Origin of the sequence: Chryseobacterium hilariae (assembly GCF_051400735.1) — a bacterium.
Classification (GTDB): Bacteria; Bacteroidota; Bacteroidia; order Flavobacteriales; family Weeksellaceae; genus Chryseobacterium.
This window is the reverse complement of the sequence record NZ_JBLFFJ010000003.1, coordinates 420,745-440,857: the sequence shown is the minus strand read 5'-3', so window position 1 is coordinate 440,857 and position 20,113 is coordinate 420,745. Positions and strand designations below refer to the sequence as shown.

Genomic DNA, 20,113 nt, shown 5'->3' with positions numbered 1-20,113 from the left:
GTTGAAAACTATGTATTAGAAGGAATGAAATCATTTTTATTTCTAATGTCTACTATTCACTTTTTCAGATGATTAATAAGCCACTTAATGTTTTGTAAATCAAGTCTTATTTTGTTATAAAATAATATGTATTGCATAAGTCGGGAAAGGGATTTTTATTATATTTTTATTTTTTGTGTTTAATATTGATATTTTTACTAGATTTATTGAATTATTAACAATATATGAAAAGAAAATTATTTAATAAAAAAATCTGTGTATTAGTATTAAGCGGAGCGGGTACTATGGTATATGCTCAGGAAGTTGTAAAAGAAAATAGTATAGATGAAGTTGTGGTTACTACAGGTAGAACTAAACCTAGAACCATAATTACATCAGCAATTCCTATTGATAATATTTCGGCAGTACAGCTAAAATCCACAGGACAAATTACTTTTGATAAAGCTTTGACGTACTCGGTACCATCTTTTAATTCATCACAGCAAACCGTTTCTGATGCAACGGCTCATTTTGATCCGGCAGATTTAAGAGGATTAGGGCCTTCCAGAACATTAGTTTTGGTTAATGGTAAAAGAAAAAATCAAAGTGCTTTAATATATGTAAATGATACGCCGGGAAAAGGTGAGGTAGGTACGGATCTGAAAAGTATTCCATCTGCCGCCTTACAGAATGTAGAAGTATTGAGAGATGGTGCATCTGCGCAATATGGCTCTGATGCTATTGCAGGAGTGATCAATATTATTCTTAAGAACAGCGTTGGAAAAAGTGCAGTCAATCTTTTTTCAGGTATTACTTCAGAAGGAGACGGCTTTAATATCGGAGCAGATTTTAATACAGGAATCAGAGTTGCAAAAAATGGAAGCTTGAATCTTACATTGGGATATTCTTCCCAAAATAAAACTAACCGTGCAGGTTCTATTACAAAAGATGAACTTTTTGGTGTTGATAATGCCTGGACACAAGCCAATCCTGGATTAGGAATGACTATAGGGCAGCCGGAGACAAAAGTTGCCAATATGTTTGTCAATTTTGAATTACCAACAGGTGAAACAGGCAAATTTTATGCTTTTGGTGGTACAACTTACAGGAATGGAACTAGTTATGGCTTGTATAGAACGCCCTATTGGGTAACTTCAGATTTTGGTTTATTAACTCCAAACGGACAACCTTACAATGGATTTCAGCCGGAATTTAAAACAGATGTTTATGATTATAATTTAACCTCCGGGTGGAAGGGCATGTTTGGAAAATGGAGTTTTGATGGTAGTGCTACCTTTGGCTCTAATGCAGTAGATTATGTTGTAGGAAACACCATTAATACATCTTTGGGTGCAAATTCACCAACCCGTTTTAAAGCAGGTGGCCATCAGTTTAGTAATATTATAGGAAACATAGATATCAACCGAAATTTTGGTGCGTTTGTTTTAGGAGCTGGTGTTGAAGTACGCAATGAAAACTATCAGGCGAAGGCAGGAGAGGAGGCATCTTATATAGGAAGTGGTGCAGAATCGTTTCCAGGATTGCAGGCTCAAAATGAAGTCGATAAAAATCGTCAGAATATTGGAGCTTATATGAATGCTGAATGGGATGTTACGAAAAACCTTTTACTTGGAGGAACTGTGAGATATGAAAATTTCAGTGATTTTGGAAATAATGTTTCCTGGAAAGGAAATGCAAGATATAAGTTGTTAGATGATAAATTAGTTTTCCGTGGATCTGTTTCTACAGGATTTCGGGCACCTTCATTACACCAGATTTATTATTCCAATGTTCAAACCAAAATTACAGGGAATACTGTAGCTAATCAGGGTACTTTTAACAATGACTCTCAAATTGTAAGATCAGATCTTGGGGTACAAAAATTAAATGCTGAAAAAGCCTTTAACATTACTGGGGGATTTGCCGTAAAACCTTTTAAAAACCTGACGATTACAGCAGATTATTATAGAATAAAAATTAAAGACCGGGTACTTTTCTCAGGAGATATTGGGTACAAAACCGGCGCTCCGGGTAGTCCGGATATAACAAACCCTGTGGAAGTAATATTAGACAATAATAAAATAACCTCCTTGAAGTTTTTCACTAATGCTGTAAATACAGTTACTGAGGGGATAGATTTCGTAGCTAATTATTATACTTCCGCTATTGGCAAAGGAAGATTGGGAGTTATTGCTGCTTTCAATTATAACGAAACTAAAATAGTAGATAATATTGCCGTTCCGCCTATTTTGGCTGAAAATGGTTACTCGGAAAACTTTTTTGATAGAAAAGAACAATCTAGAATTACCTCTGCAAGGCCAAAAACAAAAACTATTCTTAGTCTTTCGTATGACATTTCAAAGTTTAACTTTAACCTTAACAATACTTATTTTGGTTCCGTTACATGGCAGCATGCAACTGATCCTGCCAAAGATCAGACATTTTCCGGTAAGGTAATTACAGACATAGTTTTAACATATAAAATCACCAAAGACCTTAAAGTTTCCGGAGTCGTAAATAATTTATTTAATATTTATCCGGATGTAATAGACAGCAAAGGAGATGTAGTAACAGATCTTGGAGGAAGGTTCAAATATCCTTGGGAGGTGAATCAGTTCGGATTTAACGGAACAACTTTTCAGCTAAATGTTAATTATACTTTTTAATCTATAAATAAGTAACTGGCGTTTGCTTTGTCATGCTTACCAAAGGGGAAGCAATCTCAAAAGATATAAAAATCCACATGTACAAATATTAACTGACATTAATTCCTAATGTCAGTTAATCATTTTTTCAGATAGAATAGGAAGTTATTACTACATTTTACTTTTTACATTGTACAAAATAAAGTAATTTAGTTCTATGAAATATCTTTTTTGTCTTAAATGTAATAACACATTAATATTAAGGCGATTAAATAGCGTGTTAGCAAAGCTTTACCATTTAAGATATTAAATAATCAACATCTCAAATAAGTTGATATATTCAACCATTTATTCAACCAAATACATAATAATTATGTTATTTTTAAAAGACAAGAAAAAAGAAGAATCGTTAATAATTTTCAAAGTATATGTTCCATTTAATAAAAAGTATTTTACTTACTCAACAGGAGTTAGTATAAAAACTTCAGAATGGAATCATATCACAAATCTACCTTTTCAAAAAAGAGGTGAAACGGGAAAGGTGAATGCTAGAATCACTGCAATAATAAACAATTATACTCATTTATATCAAAAAATAATTAATGAACTAAACATTGAGGTTACTAAAGATCTACTTAAGTCTAAATTTGATGAGCATTTTAATAAAAACAAAAAAAATATTCTTGCAGAAGATGTGTATCCTTCAGATATGTTTAACTCTTTTATTCTTGAAAAAGAATTGAGTAAAATAAATGATAGTAAAACAATAAATTATTATAAAATTCACTTTAAGGTTTTTAAAGAATTTGAAAATGCCACAAAAAAATATATATTTGAAGAAATAAACGAAGATTTATTTCCAGTTTACTTAAAGTATTTAAGGGAAGAAAGAAATTATCAAGATAGTTCATTACATAGACACTTAGGTATGCTTAGAACCTTTTGGGAGTGGGCTTTTAAAAAGGAAAGAAAAGTCAACTCATTTAATTGCTTCACTTATAAGAACAGAAGTTCAGATAAATTAGCCCTATCTGAAAAAGATCTAAATATTTTAGAAAATTTAGAATTAAAAAATGAAAAATTAACTTTCGCAAGGGATGTTTTTTTGATCGGTTGCTATAGTGGTCAACGATTTAGCGATTATTCTATTTTTGAATCAGCTGACATTAGAAATGGTATGATTGTTAAATTTTCTGAAAAAACAGAAATTCAAGCTTATATACCCTTACATAGAAAATTAAAAATTCTATTGGAAAAGTATAACTACAAGATTCCAAAATTTAAAAAAGTAGCCGACTTTAATGAATTAATTCGAAATGTTTGTAAGATAGCTGAATTTAAGGAGAAGATAAAAATGATTAAATATAGAGGCAACAAGAAAGAGGTTGAAGTGTATGAAAGATGGGAGTTAATTACTAGCCATGCAGCACGAAGTACATTTATTACAATTTCAACAATGAAAGGCATGCCTGATAGGGTCATTATGGACATAACAGGCATTAAAGATACTTCTACTCTTTATAAGTATAAAAGAATAAGTGTAGATGACATACAGTCAGCTATAAAGGTTTGGGAATAAAAAAGGTGTCGAATTCGACACCTTTAAAAAGTTAGATTAAAGAATTCATTTCCAAAAGCTGGAAGGACCTTTTCTAAATTTGAGCTCCTATTATAATCATTTAACTGTTGTTTTGATCTGTGAGAAGTCATCCCCATTAATACATCATCATTATTAAGTAGTGGTTTTAATAATGTAATAAATGTCCTTCTAGCAGTATGCGTTGTAACCTGGTTAAATTTTGGGACGATAATCTCTCTTGTTATACCTCCTTCTGTTTTTCTTATTACAATATTTGAATTTAATTCCGCACCTTCAGCAATTTTTTTAATAACCTGATTGGCATCCTGGATATAAATTTGAGGAAAACAACTATTGTTTCTATTTAGAATATCAAAAACAGTTTTTCCAATAGGTATAATGCTTTGACCATCATTTGTTTTATCGGAAGTAATGTCTATATAGTTAAATCCATTGTATTCTTTTATATAAGCTGTAGGATTCATTGTAAATTTTACTAAAGTTTGAAATCTCAAGCCAGTAAAACATCCAATTAAAAAGAAATCCATATATCTTCTTTCATAATCAGTCATTTTGTAATCATTCATTTTGGCTAATTCAGAAATTGTAAGATATATTTTTGTTGTTTTTTCTTTTGGAGTTGAAAACCTAAATGAGGGTAAATAAGCTATTTCTCTATCACTTATTTCTTCTTTGATTGCTTTTAATTTAGAAACGTAAAGACTAATACTATTTTGGCTGTAACTTTTTGAAATTAAGTATTGTTCAAACTGTTGAAATAGTTTTTTATTTAGTTCGGAACACTTTAATCTAACTCCCAGTATATTTTCAAAAGCAATAATATGATCAATTACAGTTTTGTATGTTTTGATTGTCTCTGCAGAAATTCTCTTCTTGTTTTTATTGAGAACTTTTCCATAAATCATTTCGTTTCTATAATGATTAGCAAAATCTGTTAGATTTTCAAAGCCAACATTAAGAATATTTATATTATTATTTTGTGTTTGTAATGTGTTCATAAGTGTTTGTCTTATTTAGGAAGCATTATCATTTTCTTATTTGCACCTTCTCTTATTACGATTTTCTTAGCGTCAACCATACTTTGGAAGAATTCCCACATTTCACTATTTGAAAAACCTTTAAATAAGTGTTCAAATTCATTGAAGGGGCTTCCGTTATGCCCTCCGCTTCGGATGTGTTTTGCTTTGACTATTTCTAATACCTGTTTTTCGAGTACTTCTCTATCCATTGTTGGGTTTATTTTTTAGTCGTTCAATAATGTTGGAATAGATCCAAAGTACAGTTAATACCCCGGAGATTACAAAAACATTGTAGGTCAAAAAATCACCCATTGAGAAAAACACGCCATCACCAATACCTGCACTTATGAAAATTCGGTCGTCTTTACTCAAGAAATTGATTTCATTTTTAAAGCACATCAAAATCAATAATACCACGACTGAAGTGCTCATTGCCATTCCTAATTTATGCTCTGGTTTTATCATGTTTTTTGTTTTTTTCAAATATACAATTATTTAAAATTTCACTTTTACGGTTTCCCATAATTAGATATTAATACTTTGTATAAAGATACCAACTATCATAATCCCGTCCAACAAAATAGCCTAGCATAAAGAAGTCGATAGACTGAATATCTTTACCGTCTTTCCTTGTAAATTCAATTTGCGTATCATAATGACCTCGATTGATTTTGATATTGTGAATCATTATTATGCCTATTCCTGTTGAACAGGTTTTCAAGGCTCCGATGATTCCCAGGATTAAGTGATTTTGCAGTTTTATTGTAATCTTCTTCATGTTTCAAATTTACTATTGTTGTTAAAAGGTTGGTTGAGGGTTACCGTAATTATTTTGTCATTTTAAAAATTATTCTTATCTATGTGACTTAACCATAAAAATTTATATTATGCCAAAAAATGAGAACGAAGAAGTTTATTGTATTAATAAACACGATGACCAAACTTCTATGACAAAAGACTCTGATCCAGCGATTCTGCTTTCTGCCACAAAGGAAGAAGGACAGGAAAAAAGAACTTTAAAGTTAGGACAAGGAAATCCGGTTAGAGTTTACACGTGTCCAAAATGTGGCTATACAGAGTTATATGAATTTAAGAATTTATAACAGTGAAGCGGTGTTTATGCACCGCTTTTTATTGATAGTTCTTCCTGTGGTATCATTCCAAATAATTTTTAGCATCATTATTGAAAAAAACATCAAACTTTTTTGATATTTTTGGTGTATTAATTCCAGAAGGGAAATGCCCATACCATTCATCATTAATTTTAACCTCAAACGCTAAATCGTGCAAGTCATATTCTAGATTTACAATACTTAATTCTCCATTTTCTGAAAATCTTATTTCTTCAATAAATCCATCAGCCCAAACTTTCCCATCTTTATTAAGCACTTTTCTTTTTCCAAGCATAGAGATCATCTTTTCTGTGTAAGGAATTGTTTTTTCGTATATTTCTAAATATTGTTCTGTTTTCATTTCTCTTCTTTTAATGTTAGTTCTTCTCCGGTTAAGGCGAAATAAAGATTCTGAAGCTGGTGGACGTATTGAATTTGTGTGCCGTACATTTTTTCTATAAAACCACCTTTATAATTATTAATAATAACTTTATTAAACCAATGAAGTGGAATTTCATTTTCAAACCCAAACTTAAGCAGCCATTTTTCGGTTAATGGTATGGACTTATAATAAGAAACATGAGCTTCTGTGCTTTTTGTTCCTATTTCTCCATTAGCATAAATAAATTCTATAGATTCAATTAATGTAGATGTGCCAAATAATCCAGGAACGTAGACCAAATTTCCCAAACGTAATTCTTGTGGTGCTATCATGATTAATTATTTTGTTTGATAATTTTTTGTTTTAATAGTTCTATTTTTTCAGTATATCGGGAATCAAACAATTCATGTATCCGGTAACAATCGTCATTTGTTAAATGCTTAATATGAAGATTTGTATCTTCAGATAAATAGTGGTCTATTTCTTGGTCAAAAGTATGAAGTACACCTACGCTAATTAAAGATCCACATTCTTCACAATTTAAAAAATCATCACGTTCAGGACTTCCTTCACAAAACATCACTATCTCTTTAGCTAATTTTACATATTCATCAGAGCAATTAATATCAAGCTCAGAGCGGTTTTTTCTTAACATTTTATTAAAATACTTTCTCGCTTTTTCTCTACAATCTTCGCAGTAACTCTCATGTCCGTTAACCTCACCTAAATGCTCTCCGTCCTTATCTAACGCCATAGCATAGTATAAATCCATCTTTATTTCTTTCTGATAAAATTCATCATGCTTTTCCTCAATATATTTAAAAATGATTTCCATAAGTTTTCTTTTAAAGTGCCACCCTAAGATGGCACGCGGTTAATCCATCCAAAGAAAAGCTGTCCCTTGCTTGGTTGATAATAAATAATTTTCCTGAACGAATTCGTCTCCATGAAGATCCTTTAATTCGTCAAGCGTTCCACAATCTTCAAAGTCTTCTTTGTTGCAGAAAATATCATTAACTGTAAAGAAAGATTCAAAAAGTTCTCTTCCAGTTGATTCATCACCAACTAAGATTGATGCATTTTTTGATAATTGTCCTTCTGGAATAGAATTAACAAATTCTTTTAATTCATTCCAGGTGATTGATTTTGGTTTTTCCATTGTATTATTGTTTTAAAGTTGCTTTTTCAATTTGTCAAAAGCTTTGCTTAGCTTTTTATATAAAGGGGAAATTTCAGTTTCTATTAAATGCCAGCATTCACATAGTAAAATGTCTTTAATGTCAGATTCTATACGATCTCTTTCATATCTATCTTCAATTAAATAAAGGTCCAAGCTGCCTATAAAACTGTCAAACTCATAAATGAAATGGTTTTGATCAATAATATTGTCAAGAAAAGAATTAAGTTTTTCTCTAAAATCTTTTTGGAAAGATTGGTGTTCATACCATTTCATAATCTCTTCTTTCCAAATTTTCCTAATATTTCGACCAGTCTTTTTGGGAGAAAATATTTCTTGTTGCTCTCGTGACATTAATTTACCAATGAAATAACTATTATTAGTTCTTTTAAGAAATGATCGCAAATCCGTACCCATAGCTGACCAGTAATAACTGTAGTTTTCGTCTTTATCCCAGCCTGTAACGATCACTTTACCTTTGCTTTCTCCATAATCTTCCAGATAAAATGAGTAATCATCGATTATTATTTTCTCAATATTCATAGACTCGTTATTTTAATGTTGCTTTGTTTATGAACTGATCCGGGGGAAGATTGAAAACGTTGAAGTGCCATTCTAATAATTTCTGAATGAAACAATATGGTATTTGAGCAGTTGGCAGAACTCTAATGAAATGTTTCATATCATCTAAATCACAATGTGAATAGTGTTGTTCTTCATCAGCTCTGTATAATTCTTCAATTGGAACAAACCTTTCCCCCTCATGCTCTATCTCTTTGGTTAAATAGGATAGGTCGTAAAGAATTGGACGGACCTCATATTCCCATGTATTATGAAACTCATCAAGTAAGCCATACTGATCAATCCCTATTAATTTTGAAATATAACTTCCTTCAGTTTTAATTTCTTCATCAGTTCGTGTTTCTATCAATAATCCATACGGCAGATAAGCCGCGTATATTTTCAATTGCTCTTCTTTTGTCATGGCTAATAAATTGGTGGTTTAGGTTTTTCTATTGGTTGGTAGTGGGTAGCTATAATGTTATAGTACTTTTTATTATCATCATATTCTTTCATTGTTTGAATACGATTGTCGCTTTGCATTATCCAATAATTAGAGCTTTCTTCTGGCAAATCCTCTTCACTTTCAATCTTTATCCATCCATTGTTGTTTTCAATACCAGAAAGCGCAATCGGACGTTTCCAATAGCAATATTTAGGATCGTAGTTATCCATAACTTCTAATGGAGTATCTTTAAATGATAACATTAAACCTCTATCTCCATAATGCTTTTTAAAATCCGCCCATCCATTTTCAGTAATAACATCTTTAAATATCTCAAAATTTTCTCCCCAGGCTTCTTGTATTTTCTGTTCTTTTGTCATGGCTATTTATTATGATTATTATTCCAGTTATCTAAATCTTCATAAATACTTGGTGGTGTTTTAATATGAGAGTTAAATGGGCCATGCCATTCACCGTTTATTTCCATTTCAAAAGCTAGGCTATCCTCCCCTGTTTTAAGATTGGTAATTCTCAAGTCACCATCTTTGCAAAATCTAATATCAGTCACTTTTCCTATTGCAATTATACTCCCGCTTTGTGTCAACTCAACTTTATTTTTTTTATAAAAATTCAGCATTCCATCCGTGAAAGGAATTGTCATATCATAAATTTCTAAGTATTGTTCTTTTGTCATTTTTTAAGTATTTCAAAGATTAATGTTTTGTCTAAGTGGAAGGTTCTGGATTCGGCTTCTAAGTGCTCCTTCTCTTGATTCTCACCCCAATAATAACCTTGTGCTTCTATAGCGGAAATGAAAGATTCTATAGCAGATGTTTTATAACTGGCCTTATCTGTGAAATCTCTGAACCAAAACTCCCATCCCTTTGGCGAATAAATTCTATTAGTGGGTTCAATATACAGTCTAGCTATTTTTTCGTTAAATTCCGGTCCTTTACAGACTGAATTCATCATTGATTTTAATCCATAATTATTGAATACCCATGCATTAACTATTCCCTTGCTTCCTGCTTCCACAATAAGAAGTCTTTTCTGTAACTGTAACTCTAAATGTTTCATTGTTTTTGTTTTTAGTGATTAATCTAGCCCGTATATCGGCTGTTAATTCTTCTAGTTCTTTCATAGTGTTATAAATTCGTTGTCAAAAAGGCTGTTAATAATTCGCTTTGGTTCTTTATTTAGGGCACATTCAAATATTGTTTTTCCGGCTTCGTAGTCTACAAGGTTTCGGGCTATTTTCTCAACCCTTATTCCGGGTTTGTTCCCTGATTGCGTAAACCTATTGCATTTCAATAGTATCTTAAAGTCAAATTCATGAAATTTTGAAAGATTTTCCAGTTTTGTATGAATAAAATTTTCTACACGTCTGTCGTTTAAATCATCAGGAAGTTTGAAATTACACCAGTACAAATGTCGTCCTCTCTTTTGCGCATCAATCAAGGGTTCGTAATAAGGAATTACATTCTCAACAACATACCTGCCTTTGAAAAAATGCTGCAAAAACAAAATTTCTTCGTAAAGCACCATTGATGGAAATTCGGGCTTATGATTACCATTATTTGTTTGGCTTTTTTTCATTTTAGAATGAGTAGGACATGGCGGTGAACTCCAGATGAAATCAAATTCTTTATAATGATCCAATAAGTATTGGTGTGCATCTGTAACAATTACAGTATCATTTGGAAATCGTTCCTGATATAGTCTTGCAAGTTCCGGATCTAATTCTACAGCTGTAACCTGTATTTCTATTCCGGTAGATTTAGCTACTTCGTCCCACTTATATCTGTTACCACCTAAACAAGCATATAGATTAAGTATTTTCATTGTATAAGGTTTTCAGGGTTAAGTATTTTTTCATTTTCAGTCATCATTCCTTTTGGTTCGATTACTGCATTCTCCTCTTTTCTCCGGTAGCCTTTCCGATACCGGAACCTTTATGTATTTTGTTTTACTCATGATTTATTTGTTTAGTTCAAACCAAAATCTAATATCTTCAGGTTTTATACAGGTACTTTCTATATACCACTCATTGAAATCCTTGTCGTAATAACCAATTTCTCTGAAGCTTTTACCTACTCGCATAATACCTATTTCTTCATTATTTTCAGGCTGTTTAAGCTGTGTCTTTGTCCGGATCAAATGATATGAGCTAATATAATTTCGGTCAGGCTCCGGAACAGGCTCGTAAATTCCTTTGCGATCTTCATTAATGATCAATTCATCGTTTTCGCCTATTTGGTAACAGGCTTCACAATAATGCTTTCCCTCGTGTTCTGTATTGTCTTCACCCCTGAACCAATCTGAATCAGTCGCATACTCTTCAGCACTGCCGGAATCACTCCAAGCTGAATATTCATCACTGTAAACATTTTCACAGTTGTCGCACTCTACAGAGTACATTTCTATTTCAATTATTGACATAATATTTTGATTTAAATTGTTCAATAAAACCCCGGCACAGTGGAACTTCAAAACCAGAAGCCGGGGAAAACTTAACCATGATTCTTTATTTTAGCTTGACCGGATTAATAAATCTTTTATTTGATATTGGGATTTTCATGAATACTTTTTAAAATTCTGATCTGCCTTTCGACCATTTTTTCATAAGATTCTGATGTATCATCTTTGTCTTTGTAAATCCTTAGTAAAGACCATTTTCTTTCTTTTTTCTCATTTTCGTATTTAACAAAACAAAAAAGAAAACTAACTCTGTCAAACATATTGTAATCCATGCAATACTGGTAACTGCTCTGCGGATATTTGTTTATATCAGGCAAGACGTATTTATTTAGTAATTCTAATAATTCGTTTTCTTTATTTTCTAATGTATTTTCCATTATTGTAATTTTGTTATATAAATCCGTTTCCAGAAGAGTAATTGTTTGACATTCTTTTTATTTCATTTTGATAATCGTCTTCTGATTGATAATCATTTGAAATTATGGGGGATGTCGAATTTCTTACTCCTAAAACCCATTCAAGTAAGATTATTTTCTCATCACATTTTTTTTCATTTTCATTATACCATTCTTTCAATCTTGAAGATTGAATAATTTGGCTATCTGCTTGAATTATCCATTGTTTTTTTACCTCTTCTAATATTCCTATTTGAGATTTAATTTCTTCGACTGTTTTCATGTTTGAATTGTTTTAAACTTTTTTAAATTATCGTGCTCTAAATTCACTCTGTGTCTATATTTGAGTAAATAACACTCTGTAAGGTTGCGTAATTATTTATTATTAAATAATATCTTTTGTGTACACAACTGTTCCGAAGATCTTATAATATACTGTTGTTACGAATTTATTTTGGTAAGGGTCAAACAATACTAAAGTATTTGTGCAATAAATGCTGTGTATTAATTTTTTCATAGTTTATTTCTTTGTTTGTTATTACTGCATTCTTAAAAGGTGTCTTATAAAATCAACATACACCTCTCCAAATCTTAACATGATTGTAAGTAATATTTTCATGATGTAAATGTTTTAATTAATTAAAGTTAACAGCGTGACGAGGAATGAATAATCTTCTGTCTAATGGAGATCTTCTTCCATCTTCTGGATACTCTTGAACAGATATACCTTTAGTAAAACCATTCCTTAATTCATAGTGTGTTGTAAATGGAAAATTGCTTCTGATATTGGTAATTACATCTGAATCACCTAAATAAGAATAAAATTCTTTGATCGACACTTCTCTCCATTCATTTGGATTAGGTCTTGATTTTTTCATTTTCATTGTTGTTTGGTTAAAAATTACTTCGGTTGTTATTGTTGATGCTAAATTATAATAAATTAAAGTAACCACCAAATAAATTTCAATTAATTTATGTTAAAATTTAATAAATTAAAATTGAGTTATGCATTTATATAAAAAATCCCCAGACATAACCAGGGAAATTGTAACATCATTTAAATTATAGTTTAAAACATATTTAGTCAGGCTAGATTTTTGCCTTTATTGGTATTATGTGATAAGCTCCTTACATTACCGTTTTTCTGAAGCAAACATTTTGCGTTTTCATATTTTTTAAAGATTAGATGAAAGCTTTAATTCGTAAATATCATACAACCAACTTCTAACAGTGCCAAATCGATTATAATTTCTACCTACATTTGGCAATTTAGACATTGCGAATAAACTATAGCCTATTGGCATATTTATATTTAAAAATATATTGACATCTTCTGTTACCTCGTAACCAAGGTCACACAAATTGTCAAGAACATAAGAAGCGAAATCATCGCAATTTGTAAATGTTTTTCTGAATGTAATTGTATTTTTCATAATGTTGATTGTTGCTTTTACCACCAAAAGCGGGTATTACCCCGCTGTTTTAGTTTATATATTTTTAAGAGCGTTTTCTAAAACTTCATTCGGGTCTTCATCTTCATTATGTCTTATTGTTATTTTATAGGTATGTAACTCTTGAATATCTTTCAATTTCTTTGTTTCAAAATATCTAATAAAATTATTTTCATTAAATACTGTTACCATTTGAACGCCTGTTATTCTTTTTTTTATTGTTGTAGTCATGATCTTTATTATTTATTAGGGGTTATTTATCATCTGTTTTTAGTTCTAAATGTTCTGTAAGTGACTTCTCTAAATTGCCCACCCACTCACAACCTTCTTTAGTTGATTCGCCACGGTAAATATTAAATATATCACCAACTTCAATATTAATTGACACTTTAGCTCTGTATATATCACTGAAGCCTACTAAATCATATTCAGTATAATATTTTGCTAAATTTTCAGGTAATTCTGATATTGTAATATTTTTCATAATGTTTGTTTTAATTGTTATCGGTTTGTTTATTTCTAAAGCAAAGATAAACAAAAATGTTTATACTTCCAAATAAAAATAAACAAAAACACTTATTTTATTTAATTTTTATAAATGAAAATGTTTATTTACCTTTGTAATATGGAATTACAAATAAAAGATGTAGCAAAAAAAAAGAATACCAGCATGCAAGATCTATCAAAAGCATTAGGTATTTCTTATCAGGCTTTTAATCAGAAATTAAATAGAAAACCCAATATTGAATTCATTCAAAAGTGTGCTGATGCCCTAGATTGCTCAGTTTTTGAGCTTATTGTACCTGATAGGGATCTATTTCCCCTTTACGATAAAGACGGTGTATTCAAAGGAGTGATAAGAGCAGTAGAATAATAAACGGTATTAGTTAATAATAAAATCTAACTTAGGCAATGATAGCTCTATGTTAAACCTTTTTTCTTGATCAAGGTATTTTTTCTTATCTATTTCACAAGCATAAAAATCATTCCCATTTCTATATTGTGCTATTCTATGGCTCCCAGATCCTAAATGAGAATCAAATATTTTCCCCTTTACATTATATTCTTGAATAATCCAGTCATACAGGATAACAGGCTTCTGTGTTTCATGGATTCGCTTTTCATTTAACTTCTTATTACCTTGTTGTATTATAGCTTTCCTAACATCTTTACCACAATATACACCCTGCATCATTCCGGCCCACATATAATAAACTACATCAGTCCTTTTAGAAAATGATAACCAGCTAATTCACAGCCAAACTGATCAGATAAGCCATTTAATTTATCCCAGACTAAATAACCCCCTTCTAATCCGTAATAATTTCCTCCAAATATGATTTGGTTTCTGCTAATTCTGTATAACTGGGTAAAATATTCTTCAGTTGACTTTTTAAAGTCCCATTCTGAATGTGTATAATTTACAGCCTTAACAAACTTCTTCGTTCCATTATTCTGAGAAACAAACCCTGACTTATCAGACGGCTTACTAGCTCCTATTCCATATTCTATATCACATATAGCCCAATCAAAATAAAGATCAGGTAATGTTTTCATATATTCTAAACAATCAATATTTAAAACAACTGATTTAGGGCTCATACTAATTTTAATATATAAAAAAAGAACAGTGAGATCTATAGTAAATGTTAGTTCACACCATTAAATGGGATAAGTCTTAATATTTTCATTTACCTTTAAGGACCGTACTATCTTCGTGTTATTTACTGAACTTCTATTCCAACATAGTGTTAAACACGATCCTATCTTTATCGACTGAATAAGCGGAGGAACCCGCCACTGTTCTTTATTGTGGAGCTATAAGATTTGAACTTACACAATTCCTATATAGGTGAATCCTCATTTCTATTAAATTGCACTTAGCCCCATTTACCTGTCTTTCCAGGATGTCAGATTCATTGGTATTTACATCATATTTAATGCAGATGTGTATTTTATTATGCTCCAGATCAAATCTGGATTCTTTATAACTTCTCAAATAATTGCTGTTGCTGACATCACGTTTTATTCAAATCCTAAATATTCGTTATATTTTTCCAAAACTTCATCTAATTTTAAAAGAGGTATATCTTCGAGATCTCTTCGTAAGATGAAAAAATCACCTTCCATGTCATAAAACACATTTCTAATTTCCTTTATGAAATCTAGTGCTGTATCTGCTCTTTTATTAGCTTTGATTGTTCTAGCGTCCGAATTAATTATCTTTTCAGCCATCGAAACTTCTAAAGCTTTTAAAAGTTCGTCATATTGTTGATCTCTTAAGCTAATTGTCACTGACTCATTTAAATCAATATCAATAGTCTTTCTGCCAACTTGATTATTTCTAACTTTTATCATTTAATCCAGTATAATTTAAACATCAAATGTACAAAACATTACTATAGGTTGCGCAATTATGATAAAGTAGTTATTAACAATTTGATTACTAACACTTCATAGTTACAGAAAAACTAATTTTCGCCTTTACAAAATCATCAACAGCACGCAGGGTACAAAGAAGAGAGTATTACAAAGCAAGGAATAAGAAACAATACAATAAAACATTATACAGAATAATGAAACACAATCCATAAGAGTAGAGTATAAGACAGCATAACAACCTAAGTATATCGTATAGCAAGATTAAGATCCTATAAAAGCATATAACAATAATAACATTAGATAAAACATTCTATAGGATCACATTACTGTTGTATAGTTATATTAATTTCTTCAAATCTGTAAACTACTTTTTAAACTATAAGAGTTAATTATCATTCTGGTATATACAGAAAATTATACCTGATTATATATATGCCCTCTTTAGTATCTAAATTTTCCCGATAAAACACTTTCACGTCAAATCCTTATTAATAAGATACCTAACAGTTGTTAGTTTTATTTATTTTAATGTAATAATAATTGTTACAGTTTGACTAGTGTTGGTTACTATAAGTTACTAATGAATATTATGTGATGTTTGAACTTATACAAACTGTCTGACTCTCTGTCAATTTTGTTTAAATCTTTGTAGAAATATTCTGTATTATGTCCCTTGAGTTGATAGAGTAGTAACACCATAGAATAAATCTTAAATCCCCCTTAGGTTTGTATAAGAAACCGAAGTCTAATGAAAGTTTTATCTGAATACCCCCTTAAAGTTTACACCATCCCACCACCTTCAAAGATTAATTTTGATGGACCATCCTGGGTAAGTGGAAGTAAATGTATGTGATATACTGGTAAGGATGTGCATTTAAAGGAAAATCGAGTTTCAAATCTGAAATTGTTTGGTCCAAAAAATAGGGGCGGGGTAAAAAAAGTGATCAATCCAGAGCGAAAAAATTTTGCCCTCTATAGAATATATCTGAACTTTCACTCCCTCACTTACACCTATTACGTCAACTCAGATATTTTAAGGTATTAAAAATCCACTTAAATAATTAAATGGAATACTTTGTGGTATTAAGCATTTAAAGATGATCTATAAGCTTATGTGTGTTAACTCTTTATATCTCCAAAAATAAAGCTTGTATTGTGTATCTCTCTAAAAGCAGTTAAGAATTGTTCTCTAGCCCAATCATGTTCATGGTCATCTTCTATTTCTGGGTAATAATCTAGTAAGTCAAATACAAGAGCATTACCTCTGAATGTCATTTTTAAAATATCTCCAATTTCACTATTTTCAGCAGCATCTGAATAAGAGTTTTCATTAAACCAGCCTTTTGTTAAGTTGTGGTAATATGTTTTCTGGCCCATAGTTATATAAAATTGTAAAATATTTATACTGAACCGTATTTGAAAGAGTAGATTTCTGATACAGTAGAGGTATAATCATCCTCTTCATAATATTCACCTTCAATTCTAACATAAAAACCAAGTCTTTCTAGTTCAATTACATCTTCTTTAGATGTCGATTCAGGATCAATACCTACAATATTAAGTTGGTCGTGTTCACATTGAGTAGGATATTCCGGATTGCCATACTTTATAAGTATCTGTAGAGCTTTGATTAAATCTTCCATGACTCTAAATTATTAATTATTTTTTATATTCTTTGGCTCTTTCCAAAATGGATTCCAATAATTCTTCTTCTGTTGGTTCATCCGCTGTCTCAATATAACAGAATTCATTAATATCATATTCCTTCTTTTGATTAATAAAAGTTCTCAAAACTGCAGTATCATAATTTGTTTTACTCATATTGATTGTGCATTCATCCATAAAAACGGAAACTCTTTCTTCCATGTTTAAAGCATCTATACATTCTAAGTAACATTGATTTAGAAGCTGATCTCTTGTCATGGCTTCAAATAATTCTACTAAATCCGGCCTTTCTTCTTTTAATTGCTCAATTGTTTCAATCATCGTCTTTTATTTTTAGGTTTATCTAATTAAATTTTCAATTTCTTCAGTTGATAAATCTTTAAGTTTACGATTTCCTAATTCGTCTATTCTTTTTCTGAATAAATCAGAATCAACACTACCATACTTTTGATAAAGCATAGAATATAACATTAATGCGTTAAATTCTCCTTTATGCTCTGGCGCGTTGAACCAGAAAGCTGTACTCTTCAAACTTCTAACAACCTCTATTTCGCCATCTTCATAACCTTTTCGATAAGATAGTTCTTTAATCTTATCCTTTAAAGTATTAATGATAATATACAAGACACCAATACTAATTGATACTATTGCAAATATTGTAGACCCTTCCATTATTTTTTACTGTTTTTACGTTTAAAAAATCTCTAAATAAAAAAACAAATAGGGATGATATAAGTAATATCAACTATTTCATCTTTTATTTTATTTATCATCTTCTTAGTTTTAGGTTTAAGGTTTTTCTTTATGGATGCAAGTATTCTGTATTTTTTCATCTGCAATTATTTTAAAAGTTTTAATCGGTATTTACCAATATCCCAAAACTTACTATAGCCATTTCGCTCAGAGAAAAGCGTAAGAGTTTTGTGTTTATTTCTTGCAAGGATTCCAATTTTGAATATTCGGAACCAGAAAAAGCCATTGCCGGAATGAAATGAAATTACATTTTTCATGAGTATTTTATTTTGATGAATTAATAGTTTTAAATTGTTCGCAAGCTGGATTTTTTGCCTTTATTTTTAAAAGGCCGTTTTCAGTTCTGTTACTTTTCCTAACTGCACAATATTGAATGATTGACCCTCCCTTCTGATGGCGTTGTCTATTTTCACAATGAATACAATTTTTATTAGGAAACTTCGGTTTTATTTCAAAAAGTTCATTCATATCATTTATTATTTAAACCACTAAAACACCTTATGAATGTCGAGTTGAAATTATTATTTCTCCAGTTCTCCAACATTGTAAAAATTTTTCAAAAGAAATAGGTTCATGCATGAATTTTGTATTGTCTTCATATTCTAAAGAGATATATCCATCATTTACTTTACTAATTCTCCATTCTAAGTTTTTATATAATATGTGAGAACCTTCAACAATATCTGTAGTTTCAGATTCTTTGGTGTGTCCAGCTTGAGTTAATTCATTAATTTTTAAGGATAATCTATCTTTTGTTTTTTGGTACTCCTCAATAGCTTCATTTGAAATTCTAATAAGTTCTTTAATATGCGGAAATGCATTTAGAGGTTTAGATGTATTATTGTTTTCATTCAACAAACAATAGAGCAATTCAGAATAATTAATAAGGTCTATTACAGAATCTGATACTGACTCATTATTAGGCTTGTTAGTTTCTTTAAGTAGATTACCTAGCCTGGCAACTTTGGTGGAAATTAAAGATAGGCATTGTTGCTCTGGCGTTATTCCAGCAATAAGTCCAGCTTTCTTAAAGTTATCAAGTACATCAGATGAAGCATAGTCTCCGGATTTCTTTAACATCAATTCTCTTCTTTCTTTTGAAAGGTTGTCAAGAATATTTATTTGTGTTTCTCGAGTCATATTAGAATAATTGAGGAAGATGATTTTTTACTTTTTTGAAAGTAAAGTGCTGCAGAGTTCCAAAGTTTATATTTGGATTCTTATGTTTTTTTACAAATTCCCATGAATCTTCTTTTACAAGATCGTAGAAAACAGTATGTAATAATCTAGGAATCATATTAGAGTTCCAACCACTTTCACTTTCTATTTTAGAAAGTACTTTTTCGCATAAGGATTTGGTAACATATTCTTCAGCAATTTTTTCTTCTAGAAGTTCAGCACCCATAATTTTAGAACCACCCATAGTTTTGGCGTGCTTCTCTTTAAATTCTGAGGTTACAATTTTTGCGAATATGTTTCGATTGTATTTGTTTTTGAAGTCATAGTTTTTGATCACAATTCCTTCCCCTGCTCCTTTGCCATCTTCTATAAGAAAAACGTTTTTAGCTAACTGATCAATGAATAATTCATAAGTTCCTCTCTCTATCATTGCAATCGGTGGAATGTATTCAATGTCATATTTATCAAGAATAGACTTATATGAGTTGTAATGAATATATTTTAAGGGGGATTCACCATCATGTGTTATTTCAGAAGAATCTTTTAGTTCACATACATCAAAAACATAAAATTTTCTCCAGGCATTTTCTTTATAAGTTTTTAATGAATGAGGAACTAGCCATTCCCCAAATAATCTTAAATTTGGATTTTCATATAGGAATTTAATGATGTTTTTTTGTTTTAACACCCATTCGTAGAATCCTGCATTATCTTTTTCAAGAGAAAGTTCTCTATTCCTACTTCCTGCTTTAATAACACCTTTATCAATCCAAACAGATGAATTAGTTCCATCAATCTTTGGGAATACATAACATTCTCCCAATTCTATATTTTCAACTTCAGAAGTTCCAAATCTTTCTAAGTGTTGATATTTTACAAACATATTATTC

Annotated in this window: 34 protein-coding genes; 4 read left to right on the top strand and 30 right to left on the bottom strand. The window is 30.5% G+C overall.

Features of this window, described 5'->3' with window-relative positions:
* Window positions 1–224 precede the first annotated feature (224 nt).
* Together ACMGDK_RS11730 and ACMGDK_RS11725 are read left to right on the top strand one after the other, a co-directional pair.
* Entirely contained in the window at window positions 225–2,645 is a 2,421-nt protein-coding gene (locus ACMGDK_RS11730; protein ID WP_436808132.1) for a TonB-dependent receptor plug domain-containing protein, read from the top strand.
* 352 nt (window positions 2,646–2,997) lie between these two features.
* Window positions 2,998–4,203 (top strand): tyrosine-type recombinase/integrase, encoded by a 1,206-nt coding sequence (locus ACMGDK_RS11725; RefSeq protein WP_436808131.1) that lies wholly within the window; start codon window positions 2,998–3,000, stop codon window positions 4,201–4,203.
* Window positions 4,204–4,226: 23 nt separating this feature from the next.
* Here the strand turns inward: ACMGDK_RS11725 and ACMGDK_RS11720 are convergent, their stop codons facing one another.
* From ACMGDK_RS11720 to ACMGDK_RS11705, 4 genes are all read right to left on the bottom strand, one after another.
* The gene (locus ACMGDK_RS11720; protein ID WP_436808130.1) at window positions 4,227–5,222 is read right to left on the bottom strand and encodes a tyrosine-type recombinase/integrase; all 996 of its coding nucleotides are present in this window, start codon (window positions 5,220–5,222) and stop codon (window positions 4,227–4,229) included.
* Window positions 5,223–5,233: 11 nt separating this feature from the next.
* Window positions 5,234–5,452 (bottom strand): hypothetical protein, encoded by a 219-nt coding sequence (locus ACMGDK_RS11715; protein WP_436808129.1) that lies wholly within the window; start codon window positions 5,450–5,452, stop codon window positions 5,234–5,236.
* Complete coding sequence (locus tag ACMGDK_RS11710; protein WP_436808128.1) at window positions 5,445–5,708, bottom strand: hypothetical protein; 264 nt, start codon at window positions 5,706–5,708, stop codon at window positions 5,445–5,447. The genes ACMGDK_RS11715 and ACMGDK_RS11710 overlap by 8 nt, the downstream gene beginning before the upstream one ends.
* Window positions 5,709–5,775: 67 nt before the next feature.
* Window positions 5,776–6,021 carry a hypothetical protein gene (locus ACMGDK_RS11705; protein WP_436808127.1) on the bottom strand — a complete coding sequence of 82 codons (246 nt, stop codon included), beginning with the start codon at window positions 6,019–6,021 and terminating at the stop codon, window positions 5,776–5,778.
* Window positions 6,022–6,130: 109 nt separating this feature from the next.
* Between ACMGDK_RS11705 and ACMGDK_RS11700 the strand changes: the two genes are divergently transcribed.
* The gene (locus ACMGDK_RS11700; RefSeq protein WP_436808126.1) at window positions 6,131–6,346 is read left to right on the top strand and encodes a hypothetical protein; all 216 of its coding nucleotides are present in this window, start codon (window positions 6,131–6,133) and stop codon (window positions 6,344–6,346) included.
* 52 nt (window positions 6,347–6,398) lie between these two features.
* On the opposite strand, the gene ACMGDK_RS11695 is transcribed toward ACMGDK_RS11700, so the two are convergent.
* From ACMGDK_RS11695 to ACMGDK_RS11615, 17 genes are all read right to left on the bottom strand, one after another.
* Window positions 6,399–6,716, bottom strand: coding sequence for a hypothetical protein (locus ACMGDK_RS11695; RefSeq protein ID WP_436808125.1), 318 nt, complete (start codon window positions 6,714–6,716; stop codon window positions 6,399–6,401).
* A complete protein-coding gene (locus ACMGDK_RS11690) occupies window positions 6,713–7,069 on the bottom strand; it encodes a hypothetical protein (RefSeq protein WP_436808124.1) in 357 nt (118 codons plus the stop codon). Before ACMGDK_RS11690 ends, ACMGDK_RS11695 begins: the two co-directional genes overlap by 4 nt.
* Before the next feature lie 2 nt (window positions 7,070–7,071).
* Window positions 7,072–7,572: a hypothetical protein gene (locus tag ACMGDK_RS11685; protein WP_436808123.1), complete on the bottom strand. Its 501-nt coding sequence runs from the start codon at window positions 7,570–7,572 to the stop codon at window positions 7,072–7,074.
* Window positions 7,573–7,611: 39 nt separating this feature from the next.
* Complete coding sequence (locus ACMGDK_RS11680; protein WP_436808122.1) at window positions 7,612–7,896, bottom strand: hypothetical protein; 285 nt, start codon at window positions 7,894–7,896, stop codon at window positions 7,612–7,614.
* Between the two features lie 12 nt (window positions 7,897–7,908).
* The gene (locus ACMGDK_RS11675; protein WP_436808121.1) at window positions 7,909–8,457 is read right to left on the bottom strand and encodes a phiTE_072 family protein; all 549 of its coding nucleotides are present in this window, start codon (window positions 8,455–8,457) and stop codon (window positions 7,909–7,911) included.
* A 7-nt stretch (window positions 8,458–8,464) separates the two neighbouring features.
* A complete protein-coding gene (locus ACMGDK_RS11670) occupies window positions 8,465–8,899 on the bottom strand; it encodes a hypothetical protein (protein ID WP_436808120.1) in 435 nt (144 codons plus the stop codon).
* 2 nt (window positions 8,900–8,901) lie between these two features.
* Complete coding sequence (locus tag ACMGDK_RS11665) at window positions 8,902–9,300, bottom strand: hypothetical protein (protein WP_436808119.1); 399 nt, start codon at window positions 9,298–9,300, stop codon at window positions 8,902–8,904.
* Between the two features lie 2 nt (window positions 9,301–9,302).
* Window positions 9,303–9,614, bottom strand: coding sequence for a hypothetical protein (locus tag ACMGDK_RS11660; protein WP_436808118.1), 312 nt, complete (start codon window positions 9,612–9,614; stop codon window positions 9,303–9,305).
* Window positions 9,611–9,997 carry a hypothetical protein gene (locus tag ACMGDK_RS11655; RefSeq protein ID WP_436808117.1) on the bottom strand — a complete coding sequence of 129 codons (387 nt, stop codon included), beginning with the start codon at window positions 9,995–9,997 and terminating at the stop codon, window positions 9,611–9,613. Before ACMGDK_RS11655 ends, ACMGDK_RS11660 begins: the two co-directional genes overlap by 4 nt.
* A gap of 60 nt (window positions 9,998–10,057) precedes the next feature.
* A complete protein-coding gene (locus tag ACMGDK_RS11650; protein ID WP_436808116.1) occupies window positions 10,058–10,762 on the bottom strand; it encodes a DNA cytosine methyltransferase in 705 nt (234 codons plus the stop codon).
* A gap of 135 nt (window positions 10,763–10,897) precedes the next feature.
* The gene (locus ACMGDK_RS11645) at window positions 10,898–11,359 is read right to left on the bottom strand and encodes a hypothetical protein (RefSeq protein WP_436808115.1); all 462 of its coding nucleotides are present in this window, start codon (window positions 11,357–11,359) and stop codon (window positions 10,898–10,900) included.
* A gap of 116 nt (window positions 11,360–11,475) precedes the next feature.
* Window positions 11,476–11,775, bottom strand: coding sequence for a hypothetical protein (locus tag ACMGDK_RS11640; RefSeq protein ID WP_436808114.1), 300 nt, complete (start codon window positions 11,773–11,775; stop codon window positions 11,476–11,478).
* Window positions 11,776–11,788: 13 nt separating this feature from the next.
* A complete protein-coding gene (locus ACMGDK_RS11635) occupies window positions 11,789–12,076 on the bottom strand; it encodes a hypothetical protein (RefSeq protein WP_436808113.1) in 288 nt (95 codons plus the stop codon).
* 352 nt (window positions 12,077–12,428) lie between these two features.
* Entirely contained in the window at window positions 12,429–12,671 is a 243-nt protein-coding gene (locus ACMGDK_RS11630) for a hypothetical protein (RefSeq protein WP_436808112.1), read from the bottom strand.
* A 297-nt stretch (window positions 12,672–12,968) separates the two neighbouring features.
* Window positions 12,969–13,226, bottom strand: a complete 258-nt coding sequence (locus ACMGDK_RS11625; RefSeq protein ID WP_436808111.1) for a hypothetical protein — start codon at window positions 13,224–13,226, stop codon at window positions 12,969–12,971.
* 54 nt (window positions 13,227–13,280) lie between these two features.
* Window positions 13,281–13,475 carry a hypothetical protein gene (locus tag ACMGDK_RS11620; protein WP_436808110.1) on the bottom strand — a complete coding sequence of 65 codons (195 nt, stop codon included), beginning with the start codon at window positions 13,473–13,475 and terminating at the stop codon, window positions 13,281–13,283.
* A 22-nt stretch (window positions 13,476–13,497) separates the two neighbouring features.
* Entirely contained in the window at window positions 13,498–13,728 is a 231-nt protein-coding gene (locus ACMGDK_RS11615; RefSeq protein ID WP_436808109.1) for a hypothetical protein, read from the bottom strand.
* Between the two features lie 114 nt (window positions 13,729–13,842).
* On the opposite strand from ACMGDK_RS11615, the gene ACMGDK_RS11610 reads away from it, so the two are divergent.
* Window positions 13,843–14,118 (top strand): helix-turn-helix domain-containing protein, encoded by a 276-nt coding sequence (locus ACMGDK_RS11610; protein ID WP_436808108.1) that lies wholly within the window; start codon window positions 13,843–13,845, stop codon window positions 14,116–14,118.
* Between the two features lie 9 nt (window positions 14,119–14,127).
* Here the strand turns inward: ACMGDK_RS11610 and ACMGDK_RS11605 are convergent, their stop codons facing one another.
* The 9 genes from ACMGDK_RS11605 to ACMGDK_RS11565 form a co-directional block, all read right to left on the bottom strand.
* Entirely contained in the window at window positions 14,128–14,439 is a 312-nt protein-coding gene (locus ACMGDK_RS11605; protein WP_436808107.1) for a DNA methyltransferase, read from the bottom strand.
* 20 nt (window positions 14,440–14,459) lie between these two features.
* A complete protein-coding gene (locus ACMGDK_RS11600; RefSeq protein WP_436808106.1) occupies window positions 14,460–14,846 on the bottom strand; it encodes a hypothetical protein in 387 nt (128 codons plus the stop codon).
* Between the two features lie 423 nt (window positions 14,847–15,269).
* The gene (locus ACMGDK_RS11595; protein WP_436808105.1) at window positions 15,270–15,602 is read right to left on the bottom strand and encodes a hypothetical protein; all 333 of its coding nucleotides are present in this window, start codon (window positions 15,600–15,602) and stop codon (window positions 15,270–15,272) included.
* Window positions 15,603–16,745: 1,143 nt separating this feature from the next.
* The gene (locus ACMGDK_RS11590; RefSeq protein ID WP_436808104.1) at window positions 16,746–17,003 is read right to left on the bottom strand and encodes a hypothetical protein; all 258 of its coding nucleotides are present in this window, start codon (window positions 17,001–17,003) and stop codon (window positions 16,746–16,748) included.
* A 23-nt stretch (window positions 17,004–17,026) separates the two neighbouring features.
* The gene (locus tag ACMGDK_RS11585) at window positions 17,027–17,269 is read right to left on the bottom strand and encodes a hypothetical protein (protein ID WP_436808103.1); all 243 of its coding nucleotides are present in this window, start codon (window positions 17,267–17,269) and stop codon (window positions 17,027–17,029) included.
* A gap of 16 nt (window positions 17,270–17,285) precedes the next feature.
* On the bottom strand, window positions 17,286–17,612 hold the full coding sequence (locus tag ACMGDK_RS11580; RefSeq protein WP_436808102.1) for a hypothetical protein: 327 nt from the start codon (window positions 17,610–17,612) through the stop codon (window positions 17,286–17,288).
* An 18-nt stretch (window positions 17,613–17,630) separates the two neighbouring features.
* Window positions 17,631–17,963, bottom strand: coding sequence for a hypothetical protein (locus ACMGDK_RS11575; protein ID WP_436808101.1), 333 nt, complete (start codon window positions 17,961–17,963; stop codon window positions 17,631–17,633).
* A 579-nt stretch (window positions 17,964–18,542) separates the two neighbouring features.
* Window positions 18,543–19,184 carry a hypothetical protein gene (locus tag ACMGDK_RS11570; RefSeq protein ID WP_436808100.1) on the bottom strand — a complete coding sequence of 214 codons (642 nt, stop codon included), beginning with the start codon at window positions 19,182–19,184 and terminating at the stop codon, window positions 18,543–18,545.
* A gap of 1 nt (window position 19,185) precedes the next feature.
* Window positions 19,186–20,106, bottom strand: coding sequence for an RNA ligase family protein (locus tag ACMGDK_RS11565; RefSeq protein WP_436808099.1), 921 nt, complete (start codon window positions 20,104–20,106; stop codon window positions 19,186–19,188).
* Between the last annotated feature and the right edge of the window lie 7 nt (window positions 20,107–20,113).